We start from the raw sequence: 11,649 nt of genomic DNA on the forward strand, positions 1-11,649 counted from the left end.
AAACAGCAGACTTCACGTCGGCACTACAGATGTGAGCACCGAGCCCCGCCACAGCCTTCGACGCGTCACCGCCAACCATGCACGAGCTCGTTAGGCCCTGTTTGAAAGTGAAACTTGGTCATAGCCATTCGTTGATCGCGGCGATGGTGACGGTGGTCTTGTAGCGGACGGCGAGTTTGTCGTATCGAGTGGCGACTGCGCGGTTCCGCTTGAGCCGGTTGATGCCGCATTCGACGGCGTGTCGGGCCTTGCAGTCCTCGCGGTCGAAGGCCGGCGAGCGTCCGCCCGCCGGTCCGCGTCGTCTGCGGTTGCGGATCTGGTCGACGGGCTCGGGGATCGTGCAGGCGATGCCGCGTTTACGTAGCAGCGCGCGGTTCGCGCGCGAGGAATAGGCCTTGTCACCGCGCACCCGCACCGGGCGGGTGCGCGGCCGGCCGGGCCCGATCCGGGGGACGCGGACGGCATCAAGCAGGTTCGCGAACTGCGGGGAGTCGCCGCGCTGTCTAGCTGTGATCAGCAGGGCCAGCGGGCGCTGGCCCTGCTCGCACACCAGGTGCAGCTTCGTGCCCAGCCCGCCGCGAGAGCGTCCGAGCGTGTGATCATCCGGCTCGTGGGCGATCCCGCCGGGTGGCTCGACCTGCAGATCCCCTTTTTCCGCGCTCCGGCGGCGTGCTGGTGCGCGCGGCACACCGTGGAATCGACGCTCACGTCCCATGTGATCAGGCCCCCCGCGTCCGCGCGAGCTTGCAACTGCTCCAGGACCCGTGCCCAGGTCCCGTCGCGCTGCCAGCGCCGGAAGAGGCTGTACGCGGACTCCCAAGGCCCGTACCGCTCGGGTACGTCCCGCCACGGTGCACCCGGCCGGGTGCGCCACCGGATCGCGTTCAGCTGGTCCCGACGCGTGAATGCGGTCGGCCGACGGCGCTTCCGCGCGGCTGGCAGCAACGGCTCCAGAACCGCCTACTGACTCTCGCTCAGATCTCCCCGCCCCACAGGGTGATCATCTCAGACCAGGATCCCCAACAGCCCCTGGCCGGAACCCGCGGCTGCCAAGGGCGGGGCGGCGGTCTGTCGGCCTGCCCGGGCACACTGCCACCATGGAACACGCGCTCTGGGACGCCCTGTCGCGTCCTGACCATGGCGGAGTCCCGTACATCGCCCACCTCGTAGGCGACGAAGGCGAGCCCGACAACACGCGGGTCCGCATCGGCGCACCCGAGGCCGGGCCGTCCGTCACCCTCACCCGGCTCGACCGCTTCGTCGTCGCCGAGATCCGGCCCGCCGACGGCCAACCGCTCACCGAGCACCAGAAACGGCGGCTCACCGCGGCGGAATGGCATCACGGGCGGAGTTCCGTCATGCCGGTCCCGGAACGCGTCTGGTCGCTCTCCTGGCGCTGGTTCGACGACGCCTCGGTGCGCGGCGCGCGAGGACGCGCGGTCGTCGAAGCGCTCCGCGACGTCCTCGGTCTGCCCTCGGACGACGTGGTGGTCCGCGGCACGGACGACGACGGCCCGACCGAGCTCTACTCCCTGCGGGAGTTCGGCGACCGTCCGAGCACCGTCGGCGCCCCGCCGGAGTGCACCGAGTGGGACGACCTGCAGCACCGCCTCGACTGGGTGCTGACCACCCTCGCCACCGACGCGGCGGTCGTCATGGAGGGACCGGACCGCGAGGTCGTGCAGTTCATGACCAGCCGGCACGGCGGTTCCGTCAACACCAGCCTCTTCGATCCCGAACTCGACACCGCCAAGCTGCCCGACGCGTCGAACCCGGGCTCCCAACGAGCCCGGCGCATGTTCGCGATCGGCTGGCGGCCGCAAGAATGCGCGCCCGGGATGGCGGAATGGACACTCGGCGAACCGGTCGTCCACTGGGGCGCCGCCACCGTCCCCGCCCAAGCCGTCGCCGCCGCCCGCGCCCTGGACATTCCCTCCCCGACAGCCCTGACCGTCCACGCGTTCCGCAACGGCCGTGGCCGTCCCACCGACCCCGCGTACGTGCCCACGGAGCTTGGCCTTCGCGAAGGCGCGCCATAGCAGCACACCCGCAGGCCACCGGTCGGGATTGCCGGCCCCGGGGCCGGGGGGGGTGATCAGCTCAGACCAAGATCCACTTTCAAACAGACCCTAGCGGCCGTTGGGCTGCCGGGGGACCGTCGCGATGACGCGTTTGCCGCCGGGGACGGGGTGCACGTCGACGTCGCGGCACAGGCGGCGTATGACCAGGAGCCCGAAGCCGCCGGATGCCGGTGCGGTGGGGAGGGGGGTGAGCCCGTCGGGTCGGCCGTCCTCCACGGCGACGGTGATGGTCTCGTCGTCGGCGGTGAGGGTGAGCCGTCTCGGGCCGGTGGCGTGGCGGTAGGCATTGGCGACCAACTCGCTGACCACCATGACCACGTCGCGGACCGCTTCCGCGGACGGCGGCGCGTCGGGCACATGATCGAGGAACTGCCGTGTCCGCTCCCGCACGCGCAGCACGACCCCGCTGGCCTCGCCCAGATCCAAAACGAGGGACCGCAGGTGGGCCAACCTCACCACCCCCTCATGTCGAGCCGCCAGTCGATCTGTGACGCCCCCGACCGGCGGCAGGCTACCGGACGACGGCGGTGGCCGCCGTCCCCACCTCGGCGTCCCGCCACCGTGCAGGGGCGAACGGGCGGCTACCCGGGCGATCGGCCGGAAAACGACCGTCGGGCCGCATGCGCCGTCGCCGCGGGGGTGACCCCGATCATCGTCGGCACCTTGCCGTGACGCCTGCGGTTTGCGGCGGCGATGTTAGGCCTAGGGTTGCCCAGGTGACCCCGAACGACGTGCCCGCGCTGAGCATCACGACCACCCGCCACACCGACAGCGTCCTCGTCGGCGTCGGCGGGGAAATCGACATGGAAAACTCCGAGGTGTTCCGCACCGCGCTGCTCGCCGCGATGGACGACAATCCGTCGGCGCTGCGCGTGGACATGTCCAAGGTGGGCTTCTGCGACTCGACCGGGTTGAAGGCGCTGCTGGCCGCGCGCAGCGCCGCCGTGCAGGCCGGCGCAACCTTCGACATCGTCGCCGCCTCGGACCAGGTCCAACACCTCCTGGACGTCGTCGGCCTGCCCCGCACCCTCCACGCCGACGCCGAACCCCCGCAGGACGCACCGGCCCCCCGCCGACCGGCACCTCCGGCGGACGGGAGCGTTTGATCGGCGCATTTCGGGTACGGGGTTCGGTACGCGCCCGCGCGACGGGCGCGCGGGGCGGTATGTGACGTCACCCCACAGGCACATGGTGCCGGGGGTCGCAGCGCCTGCCTGAAGCAGCCGGGAGATGCGGACCCTCCCGCCCCCTTTGCGCGGGCGGGCGCAGGCTCTGCGAAGGAGTCTGCCCGGCGAGTTCGGAGCTGTCGAGTCGTCCACCCCACCGGGGTCTGCGCCACCATCGCCCGGATCCGCGCCCTTGGCGTTCACCGGGCCGCGACGACCAGGGCGATACTCGGGAACAACCGGGTCCAGCCGTCCGCGGCCCGGGTGATGCTGTGCCGAAACTGCACGTGGTGCCCGGCCGCCCAGGTGAGCGTCGCGACCGGGACCGGCACCACCGCCTCCGGCGCCGGCACCACCGCCTCCGGCGCCGGCACCACCGCCTCCGGCGCCGGCGACGCCTGGGTGGCCTCCCCGCGCCAGTGCGTGGTGCGGACCGCGCCGCCGGGCTCGAACGCGATCCAGGCGACATCGAGGACGTCGCCGGGCGCGAACGGCCCGGAGACGTGCAGCGCGGCGCCGGGGCCCAGAGCCGCTGTGTCGATCGCGTCGGCGAGGTAGACCTGCCGCCCGTCCGGGTACCGCAGGCGCCCGGGGGTCGCGTCGGCGGTCTGGGTGTCGACCAGGGTGCGCGTCGGCAGCGACCACTCCGAGGTGCCGCCGTCGCGGTACTGAGCGCGGTGCACGACGATCAGGTGTCCGTCCCCGGCCGCGTACACCTGCCGCGGTGGCACGAGGATGTCGACCGGCCCGACCCCGTGCCGGGCGACCGCGTCCGGGCCGACCACGGCGGACACGATGCTGGTGCCCCACGCCAGGTGGACCGTGTCGCCCGCGCTCATCTGGTGGTAGCCCGGCACCCTCACCACCCCCCGGTGTCCGCGCGCGTCGGATTGACCCAGTCCACCGTCGGCAGCGGCCCGAGCAGCACCGTGTCCACCGCTCCACCCGCCCCGGGGCCTAGCCGGACGCCTGCGCGGACGAACCGGCCGACGCACGCGAGGACTTCGCCGCCGACGTCTTCCCGGCCGACGTCTTCTTGGCTGCGGACTTCCTCGCGGTCGCCTTCCGTCCCGTCGTCTTCCGCGCGGGCGCCTTCCTGCCGGTGGTCTTCTTCGCCGCGGGTTTCGACGCCGCCTTCTTCGCCCGGGCGGGTGCCTTCTTCGTGGCCGAGTCCTCGGACGAGACGGCGGACAGGTGCCGCCCGGACGCGCGGCCGCGCGAACCCTCGCCGCCGCCGCGGGACTTCTCGGCGGCCGCGACGCTCTCGCGCAACGCGGCCATCAGGTCCACGGCCTTGGTCCGCGGCGCCGGCTTACCCGCCTTCGCGGGCTTCTTGCCCTGAAGCTTGGCGTCGACCAGTTCGGCGACGGCATCGGCGTACTCGTCCCGGAAGTCGGCCAGGTAGACGCGGCCGAGCGCGTCGACGAACTGCCCGGCCATGCGCAGTTCGGTGTCGGTGGCACGGACCCGACCGCCCGGCTCCAGGCCTTCCGGGGACCTGATCTCGTCCGGCCAGTACAGCTGGTGCAGCACGAGCATGTCGCCTTCCGGACGCACCAGCGCCAGGATCTCCCGCCCCCTCAGCGCCACCTTGGCCACGGCGGCGGTCTCGCGGGCCGCGAGGGTGTCGCGCAGCAGCACGTACGGTTTCCCCCCCCCCCCGCACCCGCGGGCGCGTCGGCGACCGCCCCACCGTCGTCACGCCGACCTGCTGCGCGCCGACCGCGAAGGTTTTGCAAGGCTCCGGGGCCATCAGTCGTGAGGGCCTGGCCTTCAGGGGCGGCGGTACATCGTGTGCACCGTGTCCGTGTTGGGGGCGAAGGCGAGTGCGATCCGGCCGCTGATGGCACCCACGTCGGTTTGGCCCACGGTCATCCAGTTGGTGCCGGCGTTGGGGCTGGTGTGTCGCAGGCGGAACAGGATGTTTCCCTTGGAGGTGTTGCGAGCGGCGAGCCAGGCCACGGTGCTGTCGGGGTCGGCGACCAGGGTGGGGCTGTCCATGGCGCCGCGGACCTCCATCGCGTGCTCGACGCTGTCCAGGCTGTGCCGGTCGCCGTCCTGTTTGAAGATGACGATGTCCTCGTTGGGGTCCATGAAGACTGCCAGCAGACGGCCGTCCCCGACGGCCACGGTCGGCGAGTGGCTGGCCGTTGTCAGCATCCCTGCAATCCTCGTGTCCCACCCAACCGTCGGCAGGCGCCTCTCGCCAAGGTGCACGAAGTAGTTCCCCTGCAAGTGGTTGTGGGCGACCACGACGAGGTACATGCTGGCGCCGTCGGTGGACAGCGACGGACTCTGCGGCGTGCCCAGGTTGTAGTGGCTGTGGCGCGTCCAGCCGTCGTTGTCGGTGTAGTGCGCCAGGTCGATCCTGTTTTGGTGCGGTACGTCGGCGGCCAGCCACAGCTTGTCCTGCCACACGGTCAGGGCGGGCCCGTGGAGGCTGATGAACGTGTCGTCGATCCGTTGTGGCCGGTTCCACCGGCCGTTGGCGTCGCGTCGGCTCCACATGAGGGCGAAGTCGCCGGGGCGGGCGTAGGCGCAGTGCAGTTCGTCCTGGAACACGGCCAGCGCCGCCGGGGTGGCCGACCTCCACCCCAGGGGCACGGGCGCCGACAGGGTCGCGTTGTCCCTGCCGCGCGCGGTGAGGTATTCGAGGACCCCGGCTGTGCTGGCCGGCGGTCGGCTGGAGTACTTGACGCGCAGGGTGTGGTGGCCGTCGCCGTTGAACTGCCACTCGACCGTGCCGAGGCGCTCCATGGCCCTGAGCGCGGCCCGGTCGAAGACGAACGACCGGCAGCACGACAGGTCGTCCTTGTTGCGGAACGCCTCCTTGAGCATGACGAACAGCTTGCCGAACGCCTCGACGACGTCCATCCCGGGCGGGCCGTCGGCGATGGACAAGGCGATGTCCTGCCAGACGGGTTTGTTGAGCCACGCGTTCAAGCCGTAGTGGAGGGCGTCGTACCACGCGGAGTTGCTGTGGTCGGCCTCCCACACCTGGACCGTGATCGCCACGAAGTTGTCGGCGAGGCCGTCGAAGACGACCCGGTCGTCGCCTGTGAACCCTCGGGTGTCGCCTTCCTCGACCGCACCGAACTCGTCGGACTGGTAGGTGCGGCCGGTGACCAGGTCCGACCGCGCTGCGGCCGTCCAGTAGATCTCGTCGCGGCCGCTCAGGCCGTCGCCGACCTCCTTGCGGCAGGTGAACCGGTCGAACTCGAACTTCCCGTAGTACAGGTAGTCATCCTTGTCGGCCTCCGGGGCCGGCGGCGGACCGGACAGCATGGTGATGCCGAATCCCGTGTCCTCGACGGCCGCGTTGAACTCGGGGCTGTCGATCGGCGCCCCCTTGGCCGCCTCCGCCACGTCCACGACGGCGCAGTTCGCCCGGCCGGCGTTCTCCGCGCGCATCGCCGGCAGGCGCGCGACCAGGTCGTCGTACCCGAACCCCTGGCTGGGCGGCATCGCGGTGACCGCGGTCGGCAGCAGCGGCACTTCGCCCAGGTCCGCCACCGCCGCCGCGTACTCCCGGGCGGCGGCGGCGAGTTCGTCGGCGGTCATGACCGCTCCCACAATGTCCAGCAGGTCCCGCTCCAGCGGCGTCCGCGCGGCGGGCGACCGGTCGGCGGCGCGCAGCGCAACCGCAAACAGCAGATTGCTCTCCCGGCCCTGCCGCAGGCCCCGCCGCCACTTGTTGTCCTCGGCGCTCCCCGTCCCGCGCAACAGATCGCGCACCCCGCCCGCGATATCCCGCGCCGCCGGCTGGTCGGCCGTCGTTTCCTCCGTTGTCGCCATGCTGCCGGCCCCTCTCGTCCCTGCGGGCCCCGCGAACGGGCGCCCGCCGGGAAGGACACCGGCACCAGCCGCCCTCACCCACCAGGCCAACCAGATGTCCCGGCTCCGGGCCTAGTCTCCCGTCAGGGCACCCGGCCCTCCCAGAGCGGGAGTTGCACATTCACTCGTACGAGTGAAGCGGTGACGGCAGGACGGCACAGGCAGGCTGGCAACCCGCGGATCACGCCCGATGGTCCCAGCTCAGACACCAGGGACAAGTAACTGGGTCAGCGGAAGCGGCCGCTGTGCAGTTGGGTGTACCCGGTGGCGGATCCGGCGTTGCCGGTGGTGATCTGGTGCTGGGTGGAGGAGTCTGCCGAGCGGTGGTTGGTGACGACGATGGAGGAGACCTCTTTGAACAGGCCTGCGGGCAGGGCGTGCTGGGTGGAGCGGAAGGCGTCGGTGCCGCCCTGGAAGGTCTCCGACGTGCCGGAGAATCCGTCGGCGGCGTAGAGGGTGACGCTGTACCTGCGTCCGACGGAGACGCTGGCGATGGTGTCGTTGCCGATGCCGGACTTCCGCAGGTCGTCCATGCTGTACCGGCCCTCGAAGAAGTGCCGGCTCTTGCCCTTGCAGCCCGCCTCGGAGTACACCGTCGCCCCCTCCCGTGCGCCTACGGGGTCCATCGTCACCTCGTGCTCGGCAGCCAGCCGCGCCTCGCGGTCGGCGTACCAGGTGTCGGGGGTTGCTGCCATCTCCGCGGTGGTGGGGGGCCGATTCGCGGCGATGAACGGCAGGGCGAGCTGCGGGTCGGCGACCTCGAACCGGTAGCCGTCGAGGTCGTAGTCGGTACCCCCGGCTGCCGGCCTGTGCAGGCTGAGCAGGTCCTCGGCGCTCATGCTCTCGCGGTCGCGGTCGTAGGCGGCTCGTTCGCCTTCGGACAGCTGCTCCCACTTCTTGAGGACGAGCAGTTGCCCGGACCGCGGCGCGGCGGCCACTTCTGCCGCGCTCTTCTTGCCGATCTCCGCATTGGACAGCTGCGCCTTGCCTCCGGTCCACGCCCGCAGGATGCGTGCGCGGTGCATCTGCGCGATGACGTTGGCCAGCTGGCTGCCGGGGCCGTCTGCGGCGAACGCCGCCAGGCCTTCCGGGAACACGGGGTAGTGCTTGCCGCCGATGTGGAAGGGACCGAAATTGTCGACGTCCAGGGCGCCTCTGGTCGCCGCGTCCGCGAGGGTCATCCGCTTGCCGCAGAGTGCGGGGCGGGCGGTCGGTTCGTTGAGCAGAGTATTGTCCATAGGGGTCCCCTTCCGAGACCGGCGGGCCTGCCGACACGGCAGTCGGCGGCGCGGCGCGGTCGGAGACTGCCCCGGCAGCACGCCTCCTGTCCAACCATTCGGTGAACATCACCCGATCGGAGTGCCCGTCCACGCGTGGAAGGTCCGCCGACGCAGGGCTCCGCGACATCGCCCCCGTCCTGCGCTCCGACCTGGTCGCCGGCATCGATGCCCCGCCGGTTCCCGCACCTCGGTCCGCCGGTTCGTCAGGCGCAACTCGACCGACGCTCCCCCCACCATCCCGCCCCTCCGTACGCGTCGGGACACCCCATATTTATGGCATAACGAGGCGGGGTTGTGAGACTCAGATGTCTGGCAACCTAACCCGGACGAACCGCACCGTGCGGTGCCGTCCGGTACCGACGGCGACCTCGACGGTCACGGGGTCACGCTGTGGGTCGGCTAGGGGGAGCACCTGCCCGAACTCGTGGTGGCGGACCGGCGTGGCGAGGCGTCCGGCGACCGTGTCGGCGACCTGCCGGGCCTGCCGGGTGTCCAGTTGCGGAGACGTGGAAGCACGGCCTTTGTCGGGGAGTTCGACCAGGAGGGCGCGGGGGCGGCGGACGGTCCCCACGACGGCGACCAGCGCGGCGTCGACGGTGTCGGCCCGTACGGGCGGCGGTCACCTATTCCAGGAGTGCGGTATTCCTCGGGCCCGGCATTGGATCTCACCCTCCGTCAACGATGTCTGCTCTGGTCATGCCCTCCTACAAACCTGCGGGCGCCGGGCGGGTCGGCAACGGGGAAGGCCGGGCGGCAGGTGGCCGTCCGGCCTTCGTTCATCTCACGCGGGTTGTGGTCAGCAGCTGGTGGTGGTGTCGCCGACGTCCGCGGTGCAGGTGTCGGTGCCGAGGCCGCCGTTGGCGGTGTCGCCGCCGGTGCCGTCCTGCACGTTGATGTTGTCGTTGCCGAGGTTGCCGCTCATCGTGTCGGTGCCGGAGGTGTCGGCGAGGACGTCGTTGCCGTTCTGGCCGTCGAGGTCGTCGTTTCCGGGGCCGCCGTAGATGTGGTCGTTGCCGTTGTCGAACAGGTACAGCAGCGAACCCAGCAGGGTCTCCCCGTAGTTGGTGTCGTTGCCGTGCTCGCCGTACAGGTAGTCGGCGCCGTTCCCGCCGCCCATGATGTCGTCGCCGTCGCCGCCGTAGAGGGTGTCGTCGGCGTTGCCGCCGTCCACGACGTCGTTCCCGCTGCCGGCGTAGATCGTGTCGTTGCCGTTGCCGCCGTTGATGGTGTCGTTGCCACCGAGACCGCAGATGACGTCGGCGCCGTTCGTGCCGTTCACCGTGTCGTTGCCGGAGGTCCCGGTGATGGTGCAGCCGTGGCCGTTGTTCACGGTGGTGTTCTCGGCGTCGGAGTCGTTGCCCGGGGTGGTGTCACCGACGACGGAGGTGGTGGTGCCGGTCGCGGTGAGCGTGCCAGTGGCCTGCGGTTCGACGACCACGGTGATCGACGCGGAGGCGGCGTTGGCCACGGTGCCGATCGTGCAGCTCACGGTCGGCGTGCTGACCGTGCACGACCCTTGGGAACTGGTCGCGGACACGATCGTGCGCGCGACGCCGGACAGCGTCAGTGCCGAGGTCGTCGACGTGGCGGTGGCCGAACCGTTGTTGGTGACGGTCTGCGTGTAGGTGACGGTGTCCCCGAGCGCTACCGGGTCGGCCGAGTCGGCGACGGTGGTGGCCAGGTCGGCGTTCGGCGCCAGGTAGGTGAACTGGTCGGCCGCGCTGGTCGCGCTCGTTCCGGTCGGGGTGGTCACCTGCACGTCGACGGTGCCGGCGGCGTGCGCGGGTGAGGTCGCGGTGCAGGATGTGGCCGAACACGACACGGCGGTCGCCGCGTTGCCCGGCCCGAAGGTGACGCCGGTGGCGGCGGCGAGGTCGGTGCCGGTGATCGTGACCACGGTGCCGCCCGCGGTGGGCCCGCTCGTGGGACTGACCGCGGTGACCGTCGGGGCCGGGGTCGCGGCGGAGATCTGGAGGACGTCGAGGCTGTCGGTGCTGTCGAAAACGTTGTTGACGACGTAGCCGCGGGAGCCGTCCGGGCTCAGCGCGAGTGTGGTCGGGCTGTCGCCGATGGGGGCGGTCTCGGTAACCGTGTTCGTGGCGGTGTCGATCACGGAGATGGTGTTGTCCTGGGCGTTGGTGACATACACGGTCGTCCCGTCCGGGCTGAACGCCACGCCGAAGGGGGCGTTGCCGGTGGTGATCGTCGTGGTGGCGGTCATGGTGGCCAGGTCCACGACGGTGACGATGGTCCGGTTCGAGTGGGCGACGTACGCGGTCGCGCTGTCCGGGCTGACCGCGAGTTCGAACGGCGATTCGGTCATCGACAGGGTCGACGTCACCGTGTGGGTGGTGGTGTCGATCGCGGTGAGGGTGTCGCTGTACTGGGTGACGACGTAGGCGGTCGCACCGTCGGGGCTGACCTCGACGTGGCGGGGGAAGTCGTCGATCGTCACGGAGGTGGTGACGGTGTTGGTCGCGGTGTCGATGACCTTCATCGATGCACCGGGGAAGATCGCGTCGGCGACGTAGACCTCGCTGCCGTCGGGGGTGATCGCCAGCCCGGTCGGTACGCCGATGCCGGTGATGGTGGCGGTGGTGGCGCCGGTGGCGGCGTCGACGACGCGCACCGTTCCGTCGTTCTGGTTGGCCACGTACAGCGTGGTGCTGTCGGGTGTGACCGCGATGCCGGTGGGGGCGTTGCCGACGGTTATCGGCGTGTCCAGGGTGTTCGTGGCGGTGTCCAGCACGCTCACGGTCGTGCCGACCGGGCTGAACATCCCGCCGCCGGTGTTGGACACGTACACGTGGGCGCCGTCGGGTGCCACCGCCATGTACTCCGGGTCGTCGCCCAGTGCCACGCTCGCGATCACGGTCGGCGTGGCCGCCGCCGGAGGCGCGGCCAACGCTGTCAGGCCCAGCGCGGCGAGCGCGAACGCCCCCACGACGGCGGTCCGCCCGCGCCGACGCGCGCGGGCAGGGCGTAACGGACTGATCGAGGTCATCGAGGGTCCCCCTTTGAAGGAGCCGCACCTGGCGGCAGGGCCGAGGGCTCCTGGGAACCGCCGACGTGCGGTCGCGCACGACCCCGCGGCAGCGATGTCTTCGGCACGGTCGCCGAGGGCCTGGCGGGTGTCACGGCAAATCTCTCGGAACGCACCGGCCTTCGTTGTCCAAACCGTTGGGCTCGGCCGGAATTCCCCCGACAACGGCCGGAACGTCGGCACCGGAGGCAGAGCGGCTTGTCGTGTCCGAGTACGTGCCCGAGTACGTTGCGGTTCACCGTCCC

9 protein-coding genes and 1 pseudogene are annotated in these 11,649 nt (G+C 71.1%); 2 read left to right on the forward strand and 8 right to left on the reverse strand.

The genetic code is table 11. The annotated features are described in order from the left end of the window. Positions 1-118: 118 nt before the first annotated feature. Positions 119-954 (reverse strand): IS5 family transposase gene (locus AB0C36_RS30260; RefSeq protein ID WP_435839141.1). Its coding sequence is split into 2 segments (ribosomal slippage): positions 119-618 and positions 618-954, totalling 837 coding nucleotides; the frame shifts between segments, so codons are not numbered across the junction. 143 nt (positions 955-1,097) lie between these two features. Here AB0C36_RS30260 and AB0C36_RS30265 point away from each other — a divergent pair. Next, positions 1,098-2,039 (forward strand): TY-Chap domain-containing protein, encoded by a 942-nt coding sequence (locus tag AB0C36_RS30265; RefSeq protein ID WP_358360201.1) that lies wholly within the window; start codon positions 1,098-1,100, stop codon positions 2,037-2,039. Between the two features lie 90 nt (positions 2,040-2,129). On the opposite strand, the gene AB0C36_RS30270 is transcribed toward AB0C36_RS30265, so the two are convergent. Continuing rightward, entirely contained in the window at positions 2,130-2,537 is a 408-nt protein-coding gene (locus tag AB0C36_RS30270; protein ID WP_358360204.1) for an ATP-binding protein, read from the reverse strand. A 260-nt stretch (positions 2,538-2,797) separates the two neighbouring features. Here AB0C36_RS30270 and AB0C36_RS30275 point away from each other — a divergent pair, with 260 nt between their 5' ends. Then, positions 2,798-3,187, forward strand: coding sequence for an STAS domain-containing protein (locus tag AB0C36_RS30275; protein ID WP_358360207.1), 390 nt, complete (start codon positions 2,798-2,800; stop codon positions 3,185-3,187). A 260-nt stretch (positions 3,188-3,447) separates the two neighbouring features. Here the strand turns inward: AB0C36_RS30275 and AB0C36_RS30280 are convergent, their stop codons facing one another. From AB0C36_RS30280 to AB0C36_RS30305, 6 genes and pseudogenes are all read right to left on the reverse strand, one after another. Continuing rightward, a complete protein-coding gene (locus AB0C36_RS30280) occupies positions 3,448-4,104 on the reverse strand; it encodes a hypothetical protein (protein WP_358360210.1) in 657 nt (218 codons plus the stop codon). Between the two features lie 100 nt (positions 4,105-4,204). Next, positions 4,205-4,894, reverse strand: a pseudogene (locus AB0C36_RS30285) (Ku protein); the annotation flags it as partial. Positions 4,895-5,020: 126 nt separating this feature from the next. Next, complete coding sequence (locus tag AB0C36_RS30290; protein WP_358360213.1) at positions 5,021-7,042, reverse strand: hypothetical protein; 2,022 nt, start codon at positions 7,040-7,042, stop codon at positions 5,021-5,023. A gap of 266 nt (positions 7,043-7,308) precedes the next feature. Beyond that, positions 7,309-8,319 (reverse strand): hypothetical protein, encoded by a 1,011-nt coding sequence (locus AB0C36_RS30295; RefSeq protein WP_358360216.1) that lies wholly within the window; start codon positions 8,317-8,319, stop codon positions 7,309-7,311. 343 nt (positions 8,320-8,662) lie between these two features. Further along, a complete protein-coding gene (locus tag AB0C36_RS30300; protein WP_358360218.1) occupies positions 8,663-8,932 on the reverse strand; it encodes a hypothetical protein in 270 nt (89 codons plus the stop codon). Positions 8,933-9,157: 225 nt separating this feature from the next. Then, entirely contained in the window at positions 9,158-11,365 is a 2,208-nt protein-coding gene (locus AB0C36_RS30305; protein ID WP_358360221.1) for a beta-propeller fold lactonase family protein, read from the reverse strand. Between the last annotated feature and the right edge of the window lie 284 nt (positions 11,366-11,649).

Origin of the sequence: Streptodolium elevatio (genome assembly GCF_040649515.1) — a bacterium.
Lineage (GTDB): Bacteria > Actinomycetota > Actinomycetes > Streptomycetales > Streptomycetaceae > Yinghuangia > Yinghuangia elevatio.

Coding starts and splice junctions, on each gene's coding strand:
- AB0C36_RS30295 (WP_358360216.1), bottom strand. CDS start 8,319: ATGGACAATACTCTGCTCAACGAACCGACCGCCCGCCCCGCACTCTGC.
- AB0C36_RS30305 (WP_358360221.1), bottom strand. CDS start 11,365: ATGACCTCGATCAGTCCGTTACGCCCTGCCCGCGCGCGTCGGCGCGGG.
- AB0C36_RS30265 (WP_358360201.1), top strand. CDS start 1,098: ATGGAACACGCGCTCTGGGACGCCCTGTCGCGTCCTGACCATGGCGGA.
- AB0C36_RS30290 (WP_358360213.1), bottom strand. CDS start 7,042: ATGGCGACAACGGAGGAAACGACGGCCGACCAGCCGGCGGCGCGGGAT.